This is a genomic window from Virgibacillus sp. GM2-2 (assembly GCF_055329585.1).
In genome coordinates, this window is the sequence record NZ_JBUZWC010000005.1 from 103216 (window position 1) to 126522 (window position 23307).

At 35.7% G+C, this 23307-nt stretch carries 25 protein-coding genes and 1 other RNA gene; 23 read left to right on the forward strand and 3 right to left on the reverse strand.

The genetic code is table 11. The features are described from left to right. Positions 1-50 precede the first annotated feature (50 nt). Both ACY9Z2_RS08180 and ACY9Z2_RS08185 read left to right on the forward strand, forming a co-directional pair. Positions 51-206 carry a sporulation protein YpjB gene (locus tag ACY9Z2_RS08180; RefSeq protein WP_463609134.1) on the forward strand — a complete coding sequence of 52 codons (156 nt, stop codon included), beginning with the start codon at positions 51-53 and terminating at the stop codon, positions 204-206. Positions 207-270: 64 nt separating this feature from the next. Beyond that, entirely contained in the window at positions 271-951 is a 681-nt protein-coding gene (locus ACY9Z2_RS08185) for a zinc metallopeptidase (protein ID WP_463609135.1), read from the forward strand. Between the two features lie 492 nt (positions 952-1443). Here ACY9Z2_RS08185 and ACY9Z2_RS08190 read toward each other — a convergent pair whose 3' ends face one another. After that, positions 1444-2349, reverse strand: a complete 906-nt coding sequence (locus ACY9Z2_RS08190) for a YitT family protein (RefSeq protein WP_463609136.1) — start codon at positions 2347-2349, stop codon at positions 1444-1446. Between the two features lie 137 nt (positions 2350-2486). Between ACY9Z2_RS08190 and ACY9Z2_RS08195 the strand changes: the two genes are divergently transcribed. The 15 genes from ACY9Z2_RS08195 (at position 2487) to nth (ending at position 16546) form a co-directional block, all read left to right on the forward strand. Further along, positions 2487-2819: a nucleotide pyrophosphohydrolase gene (locus ACY9Z2_RS08195; protein WP_463609137.1), complete on the forward strand. Its 333-nt coding sequence runs from the start codon at positions 2487-2489 to the stop codon at positions 2817-2819. Between the two features lie 31 nt (positions 2820-2850). After that, positions 2851-3276, forward strand: a complete 426-nt coding sequence (gene mgsA / locus ACY9Z2_RS08200; protein ID WP_463609138.1) for a methylglyoxal synthase — start codon at positions 2851-2853, stop codon at positions 3274-3276. Continuing rightward, on the forward strand, positions 3273-4400 hold the full coding sequence (bshA, locus tag ACY9Z2_RS08205) for an N-acetyl-alpha-D-glucosaminyl L-malate synthase BshA (protein WP_463609139.1): 1128 nt from the start codon (positions 3273-3275) through the stop codon (positions 4398-4400). The genes mgsA and bshA overlap by 4 nt, the downstream gene beginning before the upstream one ends. Before the next feature lie 15 nt (positions 4401-4415). Further along, entirely contained in the window at positions 4416-5618 is a 1203-nt protein-coding gene (locus ACY9Z2_RS08210) for a CCA tRNA nucleotidyltransferase (protein WP_463609140.1), read from the forward strand. Further along, on the forward strand, positions 5594-6580 hold the full coding sequence (locus ACY9Z2_RS08215; protein WP_463609141.1) for a biotin--[acetyl-CoA-carboxylase] ligase: 987 nt from the start codon (positions 5594-5596) through the stop codon (positions 6578-6580). The genes ACY9Z2_RS08210 and ACY9Z2_RS08215 overlap by 25 nt, the downstream gene beginning before the upstream one ends. Positions 6581-6582: 2 nt before the next feature. Beyond that, positions 6583-7386, forward strand: a complete 804-nt coding sequence (gene panB / locus ACY9Z2_RS08220) for a 3-methyl-2-oxobutanoate hydroxymethyltransferase (RefSeq protein ID WP_463609142.1) — start codon at positions 6583-6585, stop codon at positions 7384-7386. Positions 7387-7411: 25 nt separating this feature from the next. Beyond that, positions 7412-8284, forward strand: a complete 873-nt coding sequence (gene panC / locus ACY9Z2_RS08225; RefSeq protein WP_463609143.1) for a pantoate--beta-alanine ligase — start codon at positions 7412-7414, stop codon at positions 8282-8284. An 11-nt stretch (positions 8285-8295) separates the two neighbouring features. Beyond that, complete coding sequence (gene panD, locus ACY9Z2_RS08230) at positions 8296-8679, forward strand: aspartate 1-decarboxylase (protein WP_463609144.1); 384 nt, start codon at positions 8296-8298, stop codon at positions 8677-8679. A 237-nt stretch (positions 8680-8916) separates the two neighbouring features. Next, positions 8917-11700 (forward strand): ATP-dependent DNA helicase DinG, encoded by a 2784-nt coding sequence (dinG, locus tag ACY9Z2_RS08235; protein WP_463609145.1) that lies wholly within the window; start codon positions 8917-8919, stop codon positions 11698-11700. A gap of 229 nt (positions 11701-11929) precedes the next feature. Then, positions 11930-12100, forward strand: coding sequence for a YpmA family protein (locus tag ACY9Z2_RS08240; protein WP_463609146.1), 171 nt, complete (start codon positions 11930-11932; stop codon positions 12098-12100). Next, positions 12066-12596, forward strand: coding sequence for a cell wall elongation regulator TseB-like domain-containing protein (locus tag ACY9Z2_RS08245; protein WP_463609147.1), 531 nt, complete (start codon positions 12066-12068; stop codon positions 12594-12596). The genes ACY9Z2_RS08240 and ACY9Z2_RS08245 overlap by 35 nt, the downstream gene beginning before the upstream one ends. Before the next feature lie 12 nt (positions 12597-12608). Next, positions 12609-13790 carry a pyridoxal phosphate-dependent aminotransferase gene (locus tag ACY9Z2_RS08250; protein ID WP_463609148.1) on the forward strand — a complete coding sequence of 394 codons (1182 nt, stop codon included), beginning with the start codon at positions 12609-12611 and terminating at the stop codon, positions 13788-13790. Positions 13791-13805: 15 nt separating this feature from the next. After that, the gene (asnS, locus tag ACY9Z2_RS08255) at positions 13806-15098 is read left to right on the forward strand and encodes an asparagine--tRNA ligase (RefSeq protein ID WP_463609149.1); all 1293 of its coding nucleotides are present in this window, start codon (positions 13806-13808) and stop codon (positions 15096-15098) included. Between the two features lie 101 nt (positions 15099-15199). Then, positions 15200-15895, forward strand: coding sequence for a DnaD domain-containing protein (locus tag ACY9Z2_RS08260; RefSeq protein WP_463609150.1), 696 nt, complete (start codon positions 15200-15202; stop codon positions 15893-15895). Positions 15896-15898: 3 nt separating this feature from the next. Then, positions 15899-16546, forward strand: a complete 648-nt coding sequence (gene nth / locus ACY9Z2_RS08265; protein ID WP_463609151.1) for an endonuclease III — start codon at positions 15899-15901, stop codon at positions 16544-16546. 37 nt (positions 16547-16583) lie between these two features. Here the strand turns inward: nth and ACY9Z2_RS08270 are convergent, their stop codons facing one another. Then, positions 16584-19289: a PBP1A family penicillin-binding protein gene (locus ACY9Z2_RS08270; RefSeq protein WP_463609152.1), complete on the reverse strand. Its 2706-nt coding sequence runs from the start codon at positions 19287-19289 to the stop codon at positions 16584-16586. Positions 19290-19307: 18 nt separating this feature from the next. Continuing rightward, positions 19308-19898 (reverse strand): Holliday junction resolvase RecU, encoded by a 591-nt coding sequence (gene recU, locus ACY9Z2_RS08275; RefSeq protein WP_463609153.1) that lies wholly within the window; start codon positions 19896-19898, stop codon positions 19308-19310. Between the two features lie 66 nt (positions 19899-19964). Here recU and ACY9Z2_RS08280 point away from each other — a divergent pair, with 66 nt between their 5' ends. From ACY9Z2_RS08280 to rnpB, 6 genes are all read left to right on the forward strand, one after another. Further along, positions 19965-20921 (forward strand): DUF2515 family protein, encoded by a 957-nt coding sequence (locus ACY9Z2_RS08280; protein ID WP_463609154.1) that lies wholly within the window; start codon positions 19965-19967, stop codon positions 20919-20921. Positions 20922-21038: 117 nt separating this feature from the next. Then, positions 21039-21260: a hypothetical protein gene (locus tag ACY9Z2_RS08285; RefSeq protein ID WP_463609155.1), complete on the forward strand. Its 222-nt coding sequence runs from the start codon at positions 21039-21041 to the stop codon at positions 21258-21260. A 68-nt stretch (positions 21261-21328) separates the two neighbouring features. Continuing rightward, on the forward strand, positions 21329-21682 hold the full coding sequence (locus ACY9Z2_RS08290) for a DUF1798 family protein (protein WP_463609156.1): 354 nt from the start codon (positions 21329-21331) through the stop codon (positions 21680-21682). 66 nt (positions 21683-21748) lie between these two features. Continuing rightward, positions 21749-22150 (forward strand): cytidine deaminase, encoded by a 402-nt coding sequence (locus ACY9Z2_RS08295; RefSeq protein ID WP_463609157.1) that lies wholly within the window; start codon positions 21749-21751, stop codon positions 22148-22150. 221 nt (positions 22151-22371) lie between these two features. Then, complete coding sequence (gene gpsB / locus ACY9Z2_RS08300) at positions 22372-22674, forward strand: cell division regulator GpsB (RefSeq protein ID WP_463609158.1); 303 nt, start codon at positions 22372-22374, stop codon at positions 22672-22674. A 62-nt stretch (positions 22675-22736) separates the two neighbouring features. Next, positions 22737-23115: RNase P RNA component class B (gene rnpB / locus ACY9Z2_RS08305), an RNA gene on the forward strand. Positions 23116-23307 lie beyond the last annotated feature (192 nt).

Here is a 23307-nt window from a genome sequence, read left to right on the forward strand (position 1 = left end):
ATCTTTATCATAAATTAATAAGGTAAATGATATGGAGAGGCTGATCACCTATGATTACATCGGTTATTAATCTTGTCCAAAGTATGTCATCAATTGTTTGGGTAATTGTAGCTGTTGGAGGGACGATCATAGTAGTATTAGCGTATGTAAGTTGGATAAAATATAAAGAAGAAAAAAAGCAGCAGAAAAAGAATTCAAACAGTTGACTAAAATCACTTTTTTGACTAAAATTGACCTTAGAAAGATATATCATTTGATGGAGGAATGGACATGTCACTCGGTGGATATATAATATATATTGCGCTGTTAATCATTATCCCGCTTTGGGCACAGTCGAAAGTAAAAAGAACCTATAAAAAGTATTCAAAAAAAGCAACATCATCCTATATGACAGGAGCAGAGGTTGCTCGGAAAATCTTAAATGATAATGGTATATATGATGTTGAAGTTGAAGAAACTCGCGGTTTTTTATCTGATCATTACGATCCACGAAAAAAGGTCGTTCGCTTATCTAGTGGAAACTACCATGGGCAGTCAATGGCTTCATCTGCTATTGCGGCACACGAAGTTGGTCATGCAATTCAAGATGCGGAAGCATACGCATTTTTACGTTTTAGACACGCATTAGTTCCTGTTGCAAATCTTGGCTCCAATCTATCTATTTTCCTAATTATAGGTGGATTTTTATTGGGAATGATGAACCTTGTATTATTTGGAATAATCTTCTTTGCAGCTGCAGTATTATTTCAATTGGTTACTTTACCAGTTGAATTTAATGCATCTAGCCGCGCAATGACACAATTAATATCAACAGGTGTTATCAAAAATAATGAAGAGCGTGAAACGAAAAAAGTGCTTAATGCAGCAGCATTAACATATGTTGCAGCAGCGCTAGTAGCTCTCGCGGAGTTAATTCGCTTTATATTAATCTTTACAGGAAACGATGAATAATATATACAAAAGGATGGCAAAATCGCCATCCTTTTTTCTTTAATTCGTAAATTTATTGCATATAATGCTTCGTAGTTGAAGTAAACTGCGAACTAGTGAAAATTCATGTTTATGGTAACAGCAACGTTGATTTCCGCTTTGAACAAGGCTAGTGATTTAACATTTAGAACGTACTGGAAAGATTGCATGCAGGAAGTCAGCTAGCGGACACACGATCCCTTATTTGAGTAAAATAAGGGTAAATGCGGTTGTTATCGGACTCAGGATTCCTTATTTGAATAAAAACAGTTGAAAATCATGTTTTTTAGCTGAATAAGGCATCGTGTGTCCGATAATCCTCGAAATAAAGGTAAATAAGGTAAATAAGGTAAATAAGGAATCCTCAGTCCGATACCAAGCAGTGTCCCTTGCCGTACGATAGCTAGCCACCATGTTTAGTTCACAGTTTACTTATTACGTGCCAAGAACTAAAAATTTAAAGAACGAACTTTTCTAATCAACTATTGGATTTTTATTTTCATCTAACGTAAATCCTTCACCAACAACATCATGTACAGAACTCATTGCTACAAACGCATGCGGATCAATACTGTTAATTAGGTTTTTTAACCGGACAATTTCATTTCGTCCGACTACACAGTACAGAACATCGCGATTCTCTCCAGTAAAACTTCCTCTTCCTGCTAAAACCGTCACACCGCGATCCATTTGCTTATGAATTTCCTTTGCAATTTCACCGCTTTTACCTGAAATGATTGTTGCACCTCTTGCAGAATAAGCACCCTCCTGAATAAAGTCAATCACCCGTGCCCCAATATACACTGCAACTAAGGTATACATTCCTTCTTTTAATTCTAAGAAAGTAATAACGGATGTTGTAATAACAATAGCATCAAATAAAAACATGGTTTTCCCCATACTCCATCCAACATACTTATGAACTAACCGTGCAATAATATCTACTCCACCTGTAGTTCCACCATATCGAAAAATAATACCTAAACCTACTCCAATAAACACACCGGCAAACAATGCAACTAAAGTCATATCTGCGTGTAAATCCAATGGGTATGGGTTAATTTGAAATATTGCTAAAAATAAAGAAACAGATAGTGTTCCAATTATAGTATAAATAAATGTGTTTCTGCCTAAAAATTTCCATCCAATAAAAAATACAGGAATGTTAAGTAGGATATTAGTAATTGCTGGATCCCACCCCCACAGAAAATACATAAGTAGTGTTATTCCCGTAAATCCACCTTCACCGAGATTATTTTGCATATTAAAATGAACCAATCCAAATGAAAAAATCGCTGCTCCAAATAAAATAAAAATCACGTTTTTAACTTTTATTCCAAAAATCACGTTAAGCCCTCCTAAACCTTCTGAAAAACACATATTGACACACTTTTACTATTATAGACAATTTTAACCATTTGAACAATATACGCTTCATATTGGAGGTTTATAATTTGTCAATTTACCGTGTTTTAGCTAACATGAAGGGAGTTAAAACTATAGAAGGTGAATAAAAAATGACGAACAAAAAAACGTACACAACTTCCGAGATGCAACAACGAGTAGATGATTACATTTCTCAATTTAAAACTGGTTATTTTTCTCCATTAGCACAGATGGCAAGACTTACAGAAGAATTAGGTGAAATGGCTCGAGAAGTCAATCATCTTTATGGAGAAAAAACGAAAAAGGATACTGAGCAAGAGAAAGCGATAGAAGAAGAATTAGGTGATTTAATTTTCGTGCTTATTTCATTTGCAAATTCATTAAATATTGATATTTCTGATGCATTCGATCGTTCAATTACTAAAATAGAAACACGTGACAAAGATCGATGGACAAAAAAATAATGTTGAATTCTGATAAAGTGGGTGTAGTAATATGAATATAGCACTGATTGCACATGATGAAAAAAAACAATCGATGGTAGGATTTTGTACTGCGTATCGTCATGTTCTCGAAAAACATACGCTTTTTGCTACAGGAACAACTGGATCTTTGATAGCAGAAGCTACAAGTCTCCCAATCCATCGCTTTCAATCTGGTCCTATCGGAGGAGATCAACAGATTGGTGCGCTTGTGGCCAATAATGAAATGGACATGGTAATATTTTTTCGAGATCCATTGACCTCTCAACCACATGAACCGGATGTTAGTGCACTTATGCGTCTTTGTGATGTACACCTCATTCCGTTAGCGACTAATTTAGCAGCCGGGGAAATAGTAATTCGAGCATTAGAGCGCGGAGACTTCCAGTGGCGTGAAATCGTAAAACAAAATAAAGAGAAGGACAAGGATAAACGATGAAAATTGGTATAACTTGCTACCCAACAGTTGGTGGATCTGGCGTTATTGCAACCGAACTAGGTATGTTACTAGCAGAACAAGGAAATGAAATTCATTTTATTACATCTAGTTTGCCATTTCGGTTAAATAAAGTGTATCCTACGATTTTTTATCATGAAGTTGAACTTAATCATTATCCAGTTTTTCAATATCCGCCCTATGATCTTGCCCTAGCAAACAAAATGGCAGATGTTATTGATCGAGAGAAGCTCGATATTCTTCATGTACACTACGCCATGCCTCATGCTATATGTGCGATACTAGCAAAAAATATTGCAAAACACGAAGTAAAAATAGTTACTACGTTACATGGTACGGATATCACTGTCTTGGGAATAGACCAGACTTTTAAGAAAATGATAACGCACGGAATAGAACAATCAGATGCCGTAACTGCGGTTTCACACAGCTTAGTACAACAAACAAGAGAGATGTTAGGCATAAAACGTGATATAGATGTAGTATATAATTTTGTTAATGAAAATGAATATAACAAAAAAGAACTTTCCAATATAAAAAGAGACTATCGCATTCAGGACCATGAAAAGGTTCTCATACATATTTCTAATTTTCGTAAAGTCAAACGCGTTCAGGATGTGGTGGAAACGTTTCGAAAAGTTAAGGAAAAAGTAGATGCAAAACTGTTATTGGTCGGAGATGGACCTGAGTATTCCAATGTGTGTCAATTAGTTGATTCACTTGAAATGAGTGACGATGTCCTGTTTCTTGGAAAACAGAAGAATATAAGCGATCTTTTATCTATTTCTGATGTGAAATTACTTATGTCGGAAAAAGAGAGCTTCGGATTAGTGCTTTTAGAAGCAATGGCTTGTCAGGTTCCATGTATTGGGACAAATATAGGAGGTATACCAGAAGTTATCGTTGATAATGAAACAGGTTATATTGTTGAATTAGGGGATACCGACAAAGCAGCAGATTATGCGATTGAATTGCTACAAGACGAAAAGTTACTACATCAATTTTCACAAGATGCCTATTTAAGAGCAAAAGAGCATTTTCATTCGGATAATATTGTTAAACAGTATTTGAATATTTATGATCGCGTATTAACGGAAAATCAATAAGTTAGGGTGAACTGAATGCTTGATAAGACATTTAATGAAGCTGTAACTATCATTCATAAACTAGAAGAACATGGTTATCAAGCATACTTTGTTGGGGGCTGTGTGCGTGATTTATTATTACAAAGACCAATTTCAGATATTGACATAGCAACATCGGCTAGACCGGAAGAAGTGCAAGCATTGTTTCAACAAGTAATTCCAGTTGGACTTGAGCATGGTACGGTAATTGTAAGACACTCACATAAATCATATGAGGTAACAACCTTTCGCATCGATGGTACCTACTCTGATAGTCGTAGACCAGATAACGTTCAATTCATACAATCGATCGACGGGGATTTAAAACGTAGAGATTTTACAATTAATGCATTAGCTATGGACAAGTCTGGTAACGTTATTGATCTATTTGGTGGGATAGAAGACATACAAAAAAAAGTTATTCGAACAGTAGGGAATGGACAGGAACGGTTTCACGAAGATTCTTTACGGATTATGCGAGCAGTTCGGTTCTCCAGTCAGTTAGGTTTTATTATTGAACCTAAGACCTTAAGCGATATGGTCAAATTATCTCCTGAAATCAAAAATGTTGCAGTAGAACGACTTCGTGTTGAATTTAAAAAGCTTTTTGGTGGTGCACATGTCAATAATGGAATTTCCTATTTAAAAGAATCTAATATATTTAAATACTTACCAATTATGATAAACTATCCATATATAATGAAACAAATTCCGACAACGGTACAACCCTTACAAGGATTTTCTGAGGTAGTAGTTTTTTTTCATTTAGTAGAACCGAAAATTACATTAAATGATTGGTTTGCAGCATGGAAGTGTTCCAATAAGGAAAAACAGGACGGTATACATTTAGCTCGGTCCATTAATTATTTCACAGAAAATGGAATGGATGCATGGTTAATATACTCGTTAGGACAGTCTTTTTATGACTCCTTTATTCGTCTGTTAGACGTTTTACACCTACCATATGATGCTGCAAAAGAAGGAATGGTAAAAATATATCAAGAACTTCCCATCCAAAGCAGGAGCGAATTGCAGTTTAGTGGCCATGACCTTATTGCCTTATTTCCCAATAAAGAAACGGGACCTTGGATGCAAAAAATATTAAAAATAATTGAAAAAGAAGTAGTTTTTGGCCGTTTGCCAAATAAAAATACTGAATTAAAGGAGTGGATAAAATGGAATCCACCCGAAATAAATTAATAAAATTATTAGCCGAAAATGATTCCACTTATATTTCCGGTCAACAGTTGTCAAATGAATTACAAATATCACGCGCAGCAATTTGGAAGCATATGAAAAAATTAGAACAGGACGGTTATAAGATAGAAGGTAAAACTAAAAAAGGTTACCGTATCATCGAATATCCCAGTAAAACAAGTGAAAACACGCTTCAATGGGGATTACAAACTAACTGGTTAGGTGAAAAGATTGTACATAAAACAACGGTAACATCAACCCAGCATGTAGCACATCAGTTAGCCCGTGAAAATGCACCTCATGGCACTGTAGTTATTGCAGATGAGCAAACTGAAGGAAAAGGAAGAATGAATCGTTCATGGTATTCAAGTAAACAAAAAGGAGTTTGGATGAGTATTATTTTACGACCAGAAATTCTCCCTTACTTGGCACCACAATTAACACTTTTAACTGCAACAGTGATTGCAGATGTGTTTGAAAGTCAACTAAATATTCGTCCACAAATTAAATGGCCAAACGACTTACTTATTAATCGAAAAAAAACTGCCGGTATTTTGACAGAGATGCAAGCTGAACAAGATCAAATTCAGTACGTTGTAATTGGAATGGGGATTAACGTAAACCATAAAAAAATGGAGATCCCTAAGGAATTAAGGAGTAAGGCAACTTCATTATTTATTGAAACTGGCGAAGCAAAATCGATAAAAGATTTAATACAACAAATTTTACAGTCGTTTGAAGGCGCATATGACAACTATATAGCGAATGGATTTACCGAAACCAAACATAAGTGGGAGAGCTATGGCTATAAGGTTGGTCAAAAGATTACGATTAAAACAATGAAAAAATCTTGGCAAGCTATTTTTAATGGAATTGCAGAGGATGGGGCACTGTTAATAGAGAATGAAGACGGTACGGTAAATAAGATGTATTCTGCCGAAATTGATTGGTTTGGAGGAGAATAACTATGAAAACAAAAATTGATTTCCAGCGTATGAAGATGGATAACGAAAAAATTACCATGCTTACCGCATATGACTATCCAGCAGCCAAGTTAGCGGAAAATGCTTCAATAGATATGTTATTAGTCGGTGATTCTTTAGGGATGGTCGTTCTTGGATACGACTCAACTGTCAAGGTTACGGTAGATGATATGGTTCATCATGCCAAAGCAGTAAAACGTGGTGCTCCAAATACATTTATGGTTGTTGATATGCCATTCATGTCATACCATGTTTCACTAGAGGAATCCCTTTCAAATGCTCGAAAAATTTTTCAAGAGACAGATGCACAAGCACTTAAAATTGAAGGTGCAACTCCAGAATTGCTAACGTTAACGAAACGATTAACTGATGCTGGAATACCAGTTGTTGCCCACCTGGGGCTAACTCCCCAATCGGTAAATGTTTTGGGCGGTTATAAAGTGCAAGGAAAAGGTAAAGAAGAAGCGGATAAATTAATCCAAGACGCCAAAAACTTAGAGAACCACGGAGCAATGGCTATCGTTTTAGAGTGTGTGCCAATGGACCTTGGCAAAACAGTTACTGAGACATTGACAATTCCTACAATCGGTATCGGGGCAGGGGTAAATTGTGATGGACAAGTGCTGGTTTATCATGATATTTTAAAATATGGTGTTGATCGTTTGCCTAAATTCGTTAAACCGTATGAAGACTTAAATAGCTCGGTAAAACAAGCGATTGAATCTTATCGAAACGACGTAATAAATCAGACGTTTCCGACAGATAAACATAGCTTTATTTCAAAGTGAACATTGATAAAAGAAGGTATAAAACATGAAAATCATACGAACAGTTAATGAAATGCAACATCTAGCATTAGAACTAGTAAAAGAAAACAAATCAATCGGATTTGTTCCAACAATGGGATACTTTCATGAAGGACATATTGCATTAATGAAAGAAGCTAAGAAAGATAACGATGTCGTAATAAGCTCAATCTTTGTAAATCCCTTACAATTTGGACCTAACGAGGATTATGAACAGTATCCTAGAGATGAAGAAAATGATCTAAAGCAGGCTGAGTCAGCCGGGGTAGATTATGTTTTTATTCCAGATACACAAGATATGTATCCAAAAAAATTGGCGATAAATCTTGATATAACAGAGCGAGTTAGTGTCCTCTGCGGTAGATCACGCCCAGGTCACTTTCAAGGTGTTGTAACTGTATTAGCAAAGTTATTTCATATTACTCAACCGGCAAGGACGTATTTTGGTAGGAAAGATGCACAACAGGTTGCCGTTGTAGATGCGCTGATTGAGGATTTGAATTATCCAATCGAATTAATTGCTCTACCTACGATTCGTGAACAAGATGGTTTAGCAAAAAGCAGTAGAAACGTGAATCTTCATAGAGATGAGCGTGAAGAAGCACCGTGGATTTATAAAGCACTTGAGCAGGGGAGACAATTAGTGGTTGACGGAGAAAAAAATCCTGATATAGTTGTAAAAGAGGTTCTGGATACCATTAATAAGCACACTAGTGGTAAAATAGATTATGTTGAATTACTAAGTTATCCTGATTTACAGCCAGTTACAGCAATTGAGCAACATGTGATCTTGGCAACGGCTGTATATTTTCAAGGAGCAAGATTAATTGACAATTTGCTGTTTGATAAAAATGGTAAGATTGTTCAACGTTTAAAGTAGGGGGAAGAGTTATGTTTCGCACCATGATGAAAGCGAAGATTCATCGTGCACGAGTAACAGAGGCAAACTTGAATTATGTTGGTAGTGTAACGATTGACCAAGATATTATTGATAAAGTGGGGATTTTACCTCACGAAAAGGTACAAATTGTAAATAATAATAATGGGGCACGTTTAGAAACATACGTAATCCCAGGTGAGCGCGGTTCAGGTGTTGTGTGTTTAAACGGAGCTGCTGCACGTTTAGTTCAACCTGGAGATACTGTTATAATCGTGACGTATGCACTTTTATCGGACCAAGAGTTGAGTACATTCAAGCCAAAAGTGGCTCTAATGAATGAAAACAATCAGGTTGAGCAAATAATTGAACAAGAACCGCCACTTACGGAATTGTAAGTATTGTATAATGTGAAACTTCATTTAGTGGGGATCTTTTCCTGTCTCACTGAATATTAGTAGAACAGAATCGGACCTTTATGGGCAATTGAACCCCCACTTATATTACCCTAATTTCTTTGCAATCTTGAATAAGGGGTTTTACTGCCCGTTAAGGCGGGATAAATAGATTAAAACTCTTATCATGTTCTTATGGTAAGAGTTTTCATATATGTGGAGAGTAACTGAGGTGGAGTAATGGATAGGTACGTAATAGTTGATTTGGAAACTACAGGACATTCCCCAACAAATGATGATAAAATAATTGAAATTGGAATTGTCATTATTGAAAATGATGAAATTGTAGAAGAATATGGGACCTTCTTAAATCCAAATAAATCGATTCCTTCATTTATCACTAATTTAACTGGAATTACTGATGATGATGTTTCGGACGCGCCAATTTTTTCTGAAAAAGCGGATGAAATTGTTGCGCTTTTTGAAAATAGTTACTTAATAGCACATAATGTTCCATTTGATTTAGGATTTTTAAATGCTGAACTCGTAAATAATAAGAAGAAACCGTTAAATAATCCAGTCATTGACACTGTTGAACTTGCTCGTATACTTTTTCCGAAGGCGCCAAGTTACAAACTAGGTCAGCTTGCGGAATATGCTCACATTACGCATCCTAACCCACATAGGGCATTATCGGATGCGTATGTGACAGCATCCCTATTTTTAAAGCTGAAAGAAAAACTTGCAACATTACCTTACGAAACAATAAATCATCTACTTCGGTTAGAGAATAAGCTAAAGTCTGATCTATATAATCTTCTTTTTGACAGAAGTGAGAAATTGGCTTTCACAACTGAAGAAAATCCTAACATTACAGTGTACAACGGATTGGCCTTTAGAAAAGTTGATGAACAAGAGGTTGAAAAAACCACTGCGCAGGAATCTTTTGGGGATTTTTTAGATGCAATTTATGAAAAAGAGGGTTCGATGGATCGCTTAATGGATAATTATGAAAAAAGAAGCGGTCAACGTGAAATGTCAGAAGAAATTTTTCATGCATTTACTGGGAAAAAGCACGCATTAATCGAAGCGGAAACTGGCACTGGTAAATCTTTGGCATATTTAATTCCAGCGGTATATGAAACAGCGCTAAAGAAAAAAAGAATTGTGATCAGTACATATACAACTCAATTACAATCTCAACTGTTAGAAAGTGAGATTCCTTTAGTAAAACGCTTCGTTCCTTTTGAATTCAAAACCGCTCTTCTAAAAGGAAGGCAACATTACATAAGCCTTGAAAAATTCAATAAAGAGTTAAATGATGAAGTCACCGATAATTATGATATCGCGTTAACGAAAGCAATGATTTTGGTCTGGTTGACGGAAACTGATAATGGAGATTTTGAAGAAATTCAATTACCTTCAAAAGGTTTTTTATTTAATAAACGAATATCAGCTGAGGCAGAAGGTGTATATGATCAAACATCTCCATGGTCATCTAAATCATACTACCAACGTGCTAGAAAAAATGCTCAGCAAGCAGATATTATAATTACGAATCATGCCTTGTTATGTACTGACATGTCAAATGATTATCAGTTCATCCCTAGTTATCAAAAAGCAATTATTGATGAGGCACATCATTTAGAAGAAACTGTTTCAAAACATTACGGCTTGAAACTAGACTATACAAATTTTCAATACACATTAAACAATATCGGAGCAACAGATGATGGAAACTGGTTATCAAAGTTGCTTGTAAATAGCGATATTCAGTTACCAGAATGGAATGAAACTTTTTCACTAACCAAATATGAAATTGATGATTTATTCCGTATGTTATTTCAATTTGTTACAGAACAAAAGCGTTATCAAAAATCTTATAGTGACGTTGGTCGTATCCAATATCGCTTTGATGCTAATAAGGAAAACAATAGAGATTGGCAAACAATTAAAGAAATGGCAACAAGATTGACTTTTTATCTACGAGATCTCATTCATTTGCTTACATACACAGAGCAACAACTAGTTAAAATGGAGGAATTGGATAAAACTAAACAAGATGATCTTCTGCTTACAATCCAATCGTTACAATCCTATATTGATCGAATAGAGCATTTATTTTTACTTACGGAAACAGATCAACATGTTAAATGGATTGAAATTGAAGCATATGGTGCAAAAAACGCAGCATATTTGTACAGTGAACCGATAGAAGTATCCAAATTATTAATGAATGATTTATTCCATCAAAAGGAAAGTATCATATTAACGAGCGCCACACTTACGATGAAGCAATCGTTCTCCTTTATACAGGATCGACTTGGTATTCCAGATGAACGTTTGGTTACAAATAAAATAGCTTCACCCTTCACATACAAAGATCAAGTGCAGTTATTAATCCCAAATGATTTTCCTGATATAAAAGGGAATCAACTAGATGATTTCATTTATTCAACTTGTGAAGCAATAATCTCTTTGGCTACCATTACGAAAGGTCGTATGTTAGTTTTATTTACATCGTATGATATGCTAAAACGTTCCTATTATTTGCTCAAAGAGACCATTGATGAACAATATATGCTGATAGCACAAGGGATATCAAGTGGAAGTCGTACACGCTTGAAGAAAAATTTCGTGAATTTTGATAAAGCCATCTTGTTAGGAACAAGCTCCTTCTGGGAAGGTGTAGATATACCCGGAGAGGATTTGTCTAGTTTGGTCATCGTAAGATTACCGTTTCAACCGCCGAATCATCCAGTTTATGAAGCAAAGGCGAATTACTTAAAAGAACAGGGTAGGAATGCATTTTTTGACTTATCCTTACCGAACGCTGTCATCCGCTTTAAACAAGGATTTGGCCGTTTGATTCGTTCATCGAATGATCGGGGAATTGTGTTCGTATGTGATGCACGTATGATGAAGTCTCGATATGGTAAATATTTTCTTGATTCCATTCCTCATGTACCAACATCATACAGCTCTACAAATGAATTGATGAATAAAGCAAAAGAATGGTTTTAAACAAAAAAACTGATGCACTATATTTCTGTGCACCAGTGATAAAAGATTGGGTTAGGTAAAATTTTTGTTGAAAAATATAACAAACTGAAACAAATTTTCATGAATGCTTGTTATAATAGGTGATGAATTGTTTTTTTAAAAGTGGTATTTATAGTATGCACGTGGCTGTATGTACAATGTGTAGCAAATATTGATAAAACAAGAAGGATTTTAAAACGGAGGGAAATTGATGGATAAAAAATATGAAACAGTTGCGACTGTAAAGGTTACATATTCATCAGATCTATACAAAATTGTCGATACATTAAACCGTACATTAAAAGAAGACGACCTAATGTTTGGTTTAGCACTAGATGAGGATAATAATGCGCAGGCGAAATTCACAATTTACCGCACCTAGATGGTTAAAGTGGACGTTACTCGTAATAGGTGTTGTGTTAATTTCTTGTTTTATCTATCTTATGGTTTTGTATAGTGACATACAACAAACGAGAACTGCAAATTATAATGATTCGAAAGAGGTAGTAATTAATCAAACGAAAGTAAGTAACATCGAAAAAATTACCGAATACCATGGAGAATCGCAGTATCATGTGGTATTTGGATCTACTGCAGACGGCAAAGAAAAAATTGTTTATGTTCCGCTAAAAGGTAAGGATAAAGAAATAACGGTAATAGATAAGACTAAAATCATCCCAAAGGCACAGATAAGAAAGCAATGGGAACAACAGTGTCAGAACTGTGAACTAGTTGATATAACACCAGCAATGGAGAGTAATGAAGCCCTTTGGGAAGTTACGTATGTTGACGGATCTGATCGTTATATTTTTGATTATCTATCCATTTATGATGGAACTCGTTATCAGCAGTATCGTCTTAAATCAATTTTTCATTAGAAAGGTGATAAAATGGAATTAGCAAATCGAGTAAAAACGTTGACACCTTCATCAACACTCGCAATAACAGCAAAAGCAAAAAGCTTAAAAGAAGAAGGTCATGATGTTATAGGATTAGGTGCTGGTGAACCGGATTTTAATACACCTAAATACATAATTGATGCGGCTAAATATGCAATGGAGGATGGCATGACGAAATATACTCCATCTGGTGGTGTACTTAATTTACGTGAAGCTATTTGCACTAAATTTAAAAAGGATAACAACTTGTCCTATACACCTGATGAAATAATTGTTACAACAGGAGCAAAGCACGCACTTTACACACTATTCCAGGTAATGTTAAATGCTGGTGATGAAGTAATCGTTCCTGCACCATATTGGGTGAGTTACCCTGAACAGATAAAACTTGCTGGAGGAAACCCAGTTATTGTTAAAGCTGCCGAGGAAAACAGCTTTAAATTAACCCCCGAGCAACTGGAAGCAGCGATAACAGATAAAACCAAAGCAATCATAATTAATTCCCCTAGTAACCCTACTGGAATGATGTATGATGCTGATGAATTAAAAGCGTTAGGTGAGGTATGTCTCAAGCACAATATTTTTATTGTTTCGGATGAAATATATGAAAAGCTAATCTATACAGATGATAAGCACGTGTCAATTGCTCAGCTTTCAGAAGAATTGAAGGAGCATACTATCATCATTAACGGTGTATCAAAATCTCACGCTATGACAGGATGGCGTATAGGATACGCTGCTGGTGAGAAAAAAATTATAAAGGCAATGACTAACTTGGCGTCCCATTCGACGTCTAATCCTACCTCTATTGCTCAATATGCGGCTCTTGCTGCTTATGAATCAACAGAGTACCCTATTTCTGAAATGAAACAAGCGTTTAAAAAGCGGCTAGATACGTTATATGATCTACTAACCGATATTCCAGGAATAACGTGTGAAAAACCAAAGGGAGCTTTCTATTTATTTCCAAATGTTGCAGAAGCGGTTAAAGCTAATGGATTCAATGATGTAGATGAATGGGTGACAGCATTGCTTGAGGAAGAGAAAGTTGCACTAGTACCTGGATCTGGGTTTGGTTCAAGTAATAATGTTCGTCTTTCTTATGCAACTTCACTTGAATTGTTAACAGAAGCCGCGGAACGAATCAAACGATTTGTTATCAACCATCAATAATCGGAGGGATTACAGTTGAAAATCACGATATCACAATCACCAAAAAATCTAGAACAAACAGTAACGATCGGAGCATGGCTAGCAAATAAACGTTCGAGTGGTAAAATTGCTTTTTTACAACTTCGTGATGGTACTGGGTTTATGCAAGCAGTAGTAGCAAAAAGTGATGTGTCGGAAGAGGCATTTCAATTAGCTAAAAATATGACACAGGAATCATCTATGTACATAACAGGCAAAATCGTAGAAGATAAACGGTCACCTTTTGGCTATGAAATGCAAGTTAGTGAAATCGAATTAATTCACGAAGCTACTGACTATCCAATCACGCCAAAAGAGCATGGGACAGAGTTTTTAATGGATCACCGTCACTTATGGCTACGTTCAAAACGCCAACATGCTGTAATGAAAATTCGTAATGAAATAATTCGAGCGACTTATGAATTTTTCAACGAAAACGAGTATGTAAAAATTGACCCCCCAATTCTAACAGGATCGTCTGCTGAGGGTACTACAGAGTTATTTCATACAAAATATTTTGAAGAAGAAGCATATTTATCTCAAAGTGGCCAACTTTATTTAGAAGCAGCTGCAATGGCCTTCGGAAAAGTATTTTCATTTGGACCAACATTTCGTGCAGAGAAGTCTAAAACTCGCAGACATCTAATTGAATTTTGGATGATTGAACCTGAAATGGCTTTTATGAATCATGATGAGAGTTTAGAGGTCCAAGAACAATACGTTAGCTTCCTTGCACAATCCGTATTGTCTAACTGTAAATTGGAATTAGACGTATTAGAACGTGACACGAGCAAACTAGAAATGATTAAGGCTCCATTCCCGCGTATTTTTTATGACGATGCAATAACATTATTAAAAGAAAAAGGGTTTGACGACATTGAGTGGGGTGAGGATTTTGGGTCACCTCATGAGACGGCAATTGCTGAGCATTTTGACAAGCCAGTATTTATCACTAATTATCCTGCAGAAATTAAGGCATTCTATATGAAGCCAGACCCAAATCGCCCAGAAGTTGTTTTATGTGCTGATCTTATTGCACCTGAAGGATATGGTGAAGTCATAGGTGGATCAGAACGTATTGATGATCTAGATCTAATGACAAAACGATATGAAGAGCATGGATTAACGAGTGAGGCATATAAATGGTATTTGGAATTACGCAAATATGGTAGTGTGCCGCATTCCGGATTTGGATTAGGACTAGAACGTACCGTTGCATGGCTATCTGGTGTAGATCATGTAAGGGAAACTATTCCATTTCCTCGTTTGTTAAACCGATTATACCCATAAGTGTCGCTAAAACTCCTTTGTTATAATTATAACAAGGGAGTTTTTATTATCACTAATTCAGTACTTTTTCATGCTATACTAGCAATGAGGTGTTTATTATTATGAATAAAGCAGTTTCTTATCAACAAATATTAACAGAACAACTTCCAGTACCAATTAAATTACTTACGTCGTACAAATCACTTGGTTTAAATGAAATAGAAGCGATGTTAATTTTACAATTACATCGGTTTTTATATGAAAAGAATTATTTTCCCACTCCATATGATTTAGCTTCAACATTGACAATGAATGAACAGGAATGTGCAAAAACATTACGTAAGCTAATTCAAAAAAATTATTTATCTATACAACAGCAACAAAATACGGATGATCAAGTTTCTGAAGTGTACTCGTTAGATCCACTTTGGAACAAAATTTATAACGAACAAAAGAAAAAATCTGAATCTGAATCTGAATTTGATGACGGTAGCCTATTTATTTTATTTGAGCAAGAATTTGGCAGACCAATTTCTCCTTTTGAAATCGAAACAATAAATGTTTGGTTAGATGAAGACAACTTAGAGCCTTCTTTAATTAAAGCAGCTCTTCGTGAATCGGTGTTAATGGGTAAGCTCAATTTTAAGTATATTGATCGTATTTTACGTGAATGGAAAAGAAAAGGGATATTAACAGTGGAACAGGCTAGACAGGCTAGCAAAAATTTCCACCAAAAACAACAAACGACAAGCGGTGAAAGTAATACAAAAAAACGTGATACCTCTTTTTATTACAACTGGCTAGAGGGGGAGGAATAAGGTTTGTTAACTAAGGCACAAGTTAGGTTTTGTTTAGATGAAATAACAAAAATGTTTCCAGATGCAGAGTGTGAATTGAATCACCAAAATCCCTTTGAGTTAGTTATTGCTGTATTACTTTCTGCCCAATGCACAGATGTACTAGTAAATAAAGTTACAAAAGGATTATTTGATAAATACAAGACTCCCGAAGATTACTTAGCGGTTACCTTAGAGGAACTACAAAAAGATATACGTTCAATCGGATTATACAGGAATAAAGCAAAAAACATTCAAAAATTATGTACGTCACTGATTGAAGAATATAACGGAGAGGTTCCAACCACGAAAGAAGAGTTAGTCAAATTGGCAGGGGTAGGACGTAAAACGGCAAATGTCGTAGCCTCTGTAGCTTTTGGCGAGCCGGCGATAGCTGTTGATACACATGTGGAACGTGTTTCAAAACGTTTAGCTATCTGTAGGTGGAAGGATAGCGTAACACAAGTCGAAGAAACGTTAATGAAAAAAGTTCCAAAGGAAGAATGGACCGCTACGCATCATCGATTGATTTTTTTTGGAAGATATCATTGTAAAGCGAAAAATCCTAATTGTCCTGAATGTCCATTGTTGGAAATATGTAGAGAAGGGCAGAAGCGGATGAAAAAACGTTAAAAAAAGATCACTCAATCCAATGAGTGATCTTTTATATTTACTCTTGTTCTTCAGGTGGTCTTGACTCTGGATTATTTCCATTACCATTATCATCATTATTGCCGTCACCATTCGTTGGTTCTTGTTGTGGGACTTGTGCCGATGTTGTTGCAGGTTCGCTTCGATTTCCGGATTCGTCAATCGTTACGACTGATATCGTATAGTTGCCTGGTTGAGCACCCTCGATTACAAGACCTTTTGATTGAACTTGTTGTGTTTGTGGTGACCCGCCGCTTGGTGTAACAGTTACTTCAAAAGCAGAAAATGGCTTATTGTATTGCCATGAAACGTCAATTACGTTTCCATTTTTATCATATTTAGCTCTTAAGCCTTTAACTGGCTCTGCTGTTTGTTCCTCATCTTGGTTTTCACCCTCATCTTCTTCCTCGTTTTCCTCGTCTTCTTCATTGCCAGGAACCTTAACAGAAGTAGTTTGAGCTTCACTTGTATTAGCTGAATCATCTTTACTCACTGCAATAACTTGAATTTCGTATTCAGATCCGGGCTCCACATTCGAAATTTCAAGTGAGGTTTCCTCGGTGGATGATAACTCTTGCATAGCGCCACCATCTACACTTGCACTAACTTGGAATTCCACATCATTTGAATCATATTTCCACTCAACCTGAATGGAAGAAGATTCCTCATCATAAGTAGCTTCAAGGTCACTAACTGGATCTAATTGAGCATACTGTTCGGATGTTTTGCTTGGTGTATTTCCTTTAACAAATAACTCAGTTACAATCTCAGACTTCGGTGTATATTCACTTGGTAGTTTAGCTGGTCTAGTTCCTTGTTCAACAGCTACTTCAACTACTGAATCTGGTTTTTGAAAATCAGCAGTTTCCTTACCTTCTGATAACTGCATCATTGTATTTTTAAACAATGCATGAGGTATTTGCGTATTTTGAAGCCCTTGATCGACATCATCGTAACCCGTCCATACTGAAATCGTGTAATTTGTAGTATAGCCATTAAACCACGAATCGACAGCTCCATCAACACCGTCTCTATTGGTTGTACCCGTTTTACCTGCAAGAGGAAGACCAGGAATATTAGCATTTGTACCAGTTCCCTCATTCACAACTGTTTTCAACATATCTGTGATCATGTATGCAGTATAATCGGACATTACAGCTTCTGGTTCTGGTTTAGTATCAACTTCTTTTCCACTAGGAAATACAACTTTAGTTACAGCATAGGGTTCATTATAAATCCCTTCATTTGCAAAAGCGCGGTATGCACCTGCCATTTCTAGTGGGTTTGTACTGGTATCAGAGCCTCCAATTGCATCTCTTATACCCATATCCTCAATTTCATATCCTAAGCTTTCCGCAAATGGTTTAGCTGTTGAAAAACCAACTTCTTCTAACGTTTTTGCAGCCGGCACATTTAGTGATTGTGCAAGTGCTGTACGGATTGAAATCCATCCACGGTAATCTCTATCCCAGTTTCTTATTGGAGATGTTCCTTCTACCTCATATGGAGCGTCATCATTAATTTGGTGATAGGTAGACCATTTTAAGTTTTCAATTGCTGGTCCATAAACAGTTATTGGTTTAACTGTAGACCCAGGCTGCCGTTGAATATCAAGTGCGTAATTAAAATCACCTTTTTCCCGATTACGTCCTCCACCAATAGCTCGTATAGCGCCACTTTGTGTATCTAATACAACCATACCCGCTTGCATTTCATCATCGTAATAAGGGATTGGATTATCTTCCGCATCAGACATTAAAAACTCTACATATTCCTGCGCGTCAGTATCCAGTGTTGTATAGATTTTTAATCCGTCAGTATAAATATCGGCACCATCAACTTTTTTCGATACTTCTTCACGTACTCTCTCAATAAATGCATAGTAGGATGTTTTTTCTGGCTTTGTTTCTTTCAGTAGAGAAGTGATATCCACTTGCTTTGCTTTTTCCGCTTCTTGTTCTGAAATTTTTCCATGCATTACCATAAGGTTTAATACAGTGTTCATTCTGTCTTTCATTAATTCTGGATTTTCATATGGGTTATATGCTGACGGTCTTTGTGGCAAACCAGCTAATATTGCTGCTTGTGGTAATGTCAGCTTGCTTAAATCCGTAATTCCAAAGTATACCTCAGCTGCCTTCGCAACACCGTATGCACCGCTACCATAGTAAATTTTGTTTAAATACATTTCTAATATTTCTTTTTTCGAGTATTTTTGTTCTAGTTTTAATGCAAGCCATTGCTCTTGTACTTTTAGACTTATCTTTTTTTCGGGTGACAGAAATGCTCTTTCTACAACCTGTTGGGTAATGGTACTCGCACCCTCTGAACCAAACCCGTCGGTGATGTTAGCTATTATTGCTCCACCAATTCGCCAAATATCAATTCCTGGATGTTCGAAAAAACGTGAATCCTCTGTGGCAATTACAGCATCTATTAAGACCGGTGGTAAGTCACTGTATTCAATTCTAGTTCGTTGCTCAGATCCTAAATCAGCTACTAGATCACCATCCATGTCATAAATTTTTGATGAAAATGGTGCGGACAGTTTTTCCGCATTAATCTCTGGTGCTGTGGCAATATAATAGGTGAATAGTGCACCAACACCAATGATCATCGTTAGAATCAAAATACTGGCGATCAGTACTATTTTCTTCCATAAAGGTTTTTTTGTACTCTTTTTTTGTTTACGTCTTGCTGTACGAGATTGGCTATTTTGTGCCATTCTACATCTTCCTCCGTTCTAAAAATAAAGCTTATCAATAATGGCTAAATAATCAATTCTTTTTTGAAAGTGAAAGGGGATAAGATACCCATCATTCCTAATTGCCTGATAAGATATAGATTTTTTAGCATCTTTTAATTTGTCGTCCCAATAAGGAAAAAGTTTCTCAGCTAGGAACAAATATGTTTCATCAAACTGAGAAAAACGTATAAGTAAAAAAGCGATTCCGCCATGCTCTATAATGGAACGCATGTGAGCAAGTTGGTGGTCATGTATATTTGCTAAAGGAAAGCGGGTCTTATTTTTTGTTTCTTTAGCTTCAAAATCAATGTGTCTACCGCGGTAAATTCCATTGTAATCCGTAGTAGAAGCTTGTTTGAAGTATCCTTCTGTTATGACAGCCGCACTTCGTTTAGGATAATTCACCTTTACAATTTGTACGGGTGTGGGTTTTTTATGGATTACTGCTACATTGGTATCTAAATAAAAGGAGTTTGTAATATTGATGTCCTCCTCTAATGTCATACCACGGTTACTATAAACATTGTCCACTTTAGTTTTTCCAATTGACCTTACATTATCGCGCCTCGTTCCATTAGGGTAATTCATATATGGATTCCCCCCTAACATATTTACCTATTCTACCAAAAAAATGATTTAGAAAGTAGGTCATTTATGGTTATCCAATTTAAAAATCAAGACTATCTATATTATATAATAAAGCAGACAAAAACACACAATATCGATAATATTACCCGCACAAAGGCGTATCAAAACTTTTATTTTCAGTTTCCAGAGATTAAATGGGCGTTTCTGGCGAGTATTGTGTCACGAAATGCTGGATGGAATATGACTGACCTGAAGTTGAACGTTTTTGAAAAATTATTAAGTGAAAAAGAGCGCGAACGTTTGTTCATGACGTATGAACGAGCAAATTGGCTCATTTTTTCTGATGCTTATCCTCAATTATTAACGTATAAACTGTCTCGTAAACTAAACAAACCAATGTTCCACCTACTTGATCAATTTCATGTATCGGCATATATGAAGAAAGAATGGAACTACTTTTGGGAAAATCAAGATAAGGAACGATTGATGACTTCCTTGATTATTAATGAACAAAATATCATACAAGAACCAGTTTTGAAACAATCATTTTTTAAAAAACATATTTTTAATGATTTGCCATATCGACTACAGGATTTGTGTTATCTTAATGCTGTTATTTTACCTTCAAAGTCATTGCCTTTATATGGAGCTTTTGTACACAAATTCACAAAACTTTCAAATCGAATAATGCTTGGCAAACATTTAGGATCAATTATTTTTCATCCCAACTATTATTCAGATTTAGTGAATTTTACAAAAAGTGTAACCCACTCAGGGGCTAGGTGGGATTATGAGAAGTATTTACAGCTTCCTTTTCCCAAATCACCTTCACTTAAAACGGTTTACCCTCCTATAACACATCAGGATATTATTCGAAAAGATTGGTATGATTGGAGGGGTATAAATGATAAATGGATACAACGGGTAGAGAAAGATTTAAAAACGAACATAGGAAAATCATTTTATCGTAAAAGGACTTTGTTATTTATCTATGTATCATTAAAATCAATAGTTACGAGGTAAAAAAATGTCAAATACCTACTTTAAATTACCGTTTTACACTAGTTTTGTCGAACGTAAAGGGAATGAATTTTCTATGGCGAATACTACGTATAACAGTTTTTAAAGGAGGTATATAGAATGGGTATTGCTCAGAAGAATATAAATTTTACTGAACGTGGGGTAAGCCATAAGGATACAATTGATTCACTGCAACACATATATGATACGTTACAAATGATGGATCACGTTCTTGACCTTCAAGTAGATAAGGCCATTCATGATTCTTTTCAAGAGCAAAATAAGCAAGTTAACAACGCAATGAAAAGAAAGAGTGCGATAGTTCGTTCTTCAAAACAGTAATAATAGGAATAAACTCAAAAAAATGATAAAGTGGAGGTGATAGATAGTAGAAAGGTGCGTTACCTGAAATGGACTTGAAAGAATTAACATTGATGCTTAAACGACAATTGAATTTGTTGAAAAATAATTACGAAGCAAATAACCCCCCAGAAAATAAAAAGGATATGGGTTTTTTTAACCATGTCAGGAGCGAAACAGAACCTGTATATGAATATCTAGCGAAATGGGAAGAAAAATCACTAGATGTTGTAAAACAGAGAAAAGTAAATGTGCATCCTCATCAAATTACATCTACAAGAGAGAATATGGAGCTTTTGTTAATGCATAGCTACTACATTGATGTGAAACGAAAGCGATATATGGAATTAAATCATTCCGTACTTTATATTTTCGACCAATTGATTCGTGAGTTAGAACAATAGTAAACATTCTTTACAATTAGTATCGAATCTTTTATACTATTCTTCCACAGAATGGGGGATTAATATATGAAAAAAGAAGAGCTATTAGAAAAAGCAATTGAAATGCGTGGTAAAGCTTATGTTCCATACTCCAAATTTCCTGTAGGTGCTGCGTTACTTACAAAATCTGGTAAAGTTTATACTGGCTGTAATATAGAAAATGCAGCATATCCAGTTAGTCTATGCGCAGAAAGAGTTGCGATTTTCAAAGCAGTTGCAGATGGCGAAACAGAATTTGCCGAACTAGCAGTGGCTGCCGATACAGGTCGCCCAGTACCACCTTGCGGATCATGTAGACAGGTAATGAGTGAATTTTTTAAGCCAGAAACAACTATTCACCTAACAAATCTACATAATCAACTAAAATCCGTTACAATGGAAGAGTTACTACCATTTTCGTTCCAACCACATGATTTGCCTAACGCATAAAAGAAGCCGATTTCTCAGCTTCTTTTTTTATAACGTCAGAAATTATGGTAGACCTTATAAGAAAAACTTCGACATTCGCTATTAAGGATGAGGCGAATGTCGAGTTTATCTAAGCGATTTTTCATAAATAGATAATAGACACATATAATTAAAATTGACATTTTAGTTATAGTTTGAAAAAATAAAAAAGACTTTGTAGAAGATATGAGGTGATGATTAAAATGAGCTTAAACCGAATTAAACTGACTGGTAAAGAAATTCTTGAAAAAGATTTTAAAACTGCAATGCGTGGATATAATCAGGAAGAAGTAGATGAATTCCTAGACACAGTTATTCAAGACTATGATACTTTTCAACAAGAAATAGATCGATTAAAACAAGAAAACGAGCGATTGAAATCACAATCTGAACAAACAAGATCACGTTCTACTACACCAAATCACCAAGTTAATTATGATGTCTTAAAACGATTATCTAATTTAGAAAAGGCTGTGTTTGGTAAGCGGTTTGCTGAATCAGAGTAGCCCAATAAATACTAATGATTGATTTTATTTTCTATGGTATAATATATTTTGATATCAATTAAATACTCATGTAATCGCTGCATATCTTGTGTATGTAGAGGAAAGTCCATGCTCACACAAACTGTGATGTTTGTAGTGTTCGTGCTTGACGAAATCATAAGTCAAGGTAACCATTTGGTTAACGGCAGGAGACATCCCTAAGTCTTTTGATATGGGATACGATCCTTGAAAGTGCCACAGTGACGGAGTTAAATTGGAAACAATTTAAGTGGAACGAGGTAAACCCCACGAGTGAGCAACCCAAATAATGGTAGGGGCATCTTTGATTAGGGAAACGAACCGAAAAAAGGACAAGATTATTTCTTGTAGATAGATGATTACAGCCTGCGTACAAGGTTGACCACCGTTTGAGTACAATGGTACAGAACATGGCTTACTGAGTATTTGATGGGTCTACATATAATAATAACCTTCTTAAAGTTACACTTTAAGAAGGTTATTTTATTTTGTAACGTCAGAAAGTATGGTAGACCTTATAAGAAAAACTTCGACATTTGCTATTAAGGATGAGGTTTCTAAGCTGGTATGAAAGCTTATTGCATAAGTGCAGCTATGACTTTCGGCACAAAGCCT

Excerpts from the sequence above, each read along its gene's own strand:
- ACY9Z2_RS08180 (WP_463609134.1), top strand. The coding sequence starts at position 51 with ATGATTACATCGGTTATTAATCTTGTCCAAAGTATGTCATCAATTGTT.
- ACY9Z2_RS08185 (WP_463609135.1), top strand. The coding sequence starts at position 271 with ATGTCACTCGGTGGATATATAATATATATTGCGCTGTTAATCATTATC.
- ACY9Z2_RS08190 (WP_463609136.1), bottom strand. The coding sequence starts at position 2,349 with ATGTGTTTTTCAGAAGGTTTAGGAGGGCTTAACGTGATTTTTGGAATA.
- ACY9Z2_RS08195 (WP_463609137.1), top strand. The coding sequence starts at position 2,487 with ATGACGAACAAAAAAACGTACACAACTTCCGAGATGCAACAACGAGTA.
- mgsA (WP_463609138.1), top strand. The coding sequence starts at position 2,851 with ATGAATATAGCACTGATTGCACATGATGAAAAAAAACAATCGATGGTA.
- bshA (WP_463609139.1), top strand. The coding sequence starts at position 3,273 with ATGAAAATTGGTATAACTTGCTACCCAACAGTTGGTGGATCTGGCGTT.
- ACY9Z2_RS08210 (WP_463609140.1), top strand. The coding sequence starts at position 4,416 with ATGCTTGATAAGACATTTAATGAAGCTGTAACTATCATTCATAAACTA.
- ACY9Z2_RS08215 (WP_463609141.1), top strand. The coding sequence starts at position 5,594 with ATGGAATCCACCCGAAATAAATTAATAAAATTATTAGCCGAAAATGAT.
- panB (WP_463609142.1), top strand. The coding sequence starts at position 6,583 with ATGAAAACAAAAATTGATTTCCAGCGTATGAAGATGGATAACGAAAAA.
- panC (WP_463609143.1), top strand. The coding sequence starts at position 7,412 with ATGAAAATCATACGAACAGTTAATGAAATGCAACATCTAGCATTAGAA.
- panD (WP_463609144.1), top strand. The coding sequence starts at position 8,296 with ATGTTTCGCACCATGATGAAAGCGAAGATTCATCGTGCACGAGTAACA.
- dinG (WP_463609145.1), top strand. The coding sequence starts at position 8,917 with ATGGATAGGTACGTAATAGTTGATTTGGAAACTACAGGACATTCCCCA.
- ACY9Z2_RS08240 (WP_463609146.1), top strand. The coding sequence starts at position 11,930 with ATGGATAAAAAATATGAAACAGTTGCGACTGTAAAGGTTACATATTCA.
- ACY9Z2_RS08245 (WP_463609147.1), top strand. The coding sequence starts at position 12,066 with ATGCGCAGGCGAAATTCACAATTTACCGCACCTAGATGGTTAAAGTGG.
- ACY9Z2_RS08250 (WP_463609148.1), top strand. The coding sequence starts at position 12,609 with ATGGAATTAGCAAATCGAGTAAAAACGTTGACACCTTCATCAACACTC.
- ACY9Z2_RS08260 (WP_463609150.1), top strand. The coding sequence starts at position 15,200 with ATGAATAAAGCAGTTTCTTATCAACAAATATTAACAGAACAACTTCCA.
- ACY9Z2_RS08270 (WP_463609152.1), bottom strand. The coding sequence starts at position 19,289 with ATGGCACAAAATAGCCAATCTCGTACAGCAAGACGTAAACAAAAAAAG.
- recU (WP_463609153.1), bottom strand. The coding sequence starts at position 19,898 with ATGAATTACCCTAATGGAACGAGGCGCGATAATGTAAGGTCAATTGGA.
- ACY9Z2_RS08280 (WP_463609154.1), top strand. The coding sequence starts at position 19,965 with ATGGTTATCCAATTTAAAAATCAAGACTATCTATATTATATAATAAAG.
- ACY9Z2_RS08285 (WP_463609155.1), top strand. The coding sequence starts at position 21,039 with ATGGGTATTGCTCAGAAGAATATAAATTTTACTGAACGTGGGGTAAGC.
- ACY9Z2_RS08290 (WP_463609156.1), top strand. The coding sequence starts at position 21,329 with ATGGACTTGAAAGAATTAACATTGATGCTTAAACGACAATTGAATTTG.
- ACY9Z2_RS08295 (WP_463609157.1), top strand. The coding sequence starts at position 21,749 with ATGAAAAAAGAAGAGCTATTAGAAAAAGCAATTGAAATGCGTGGTAAA.
- gpsB (WP_463609158.1), top strand. The coding sequence starts at position 22,372 with ATGAGCTTAAACCGAATTAAACTGACTGGTAAAGAAATTCTTGAAAAA.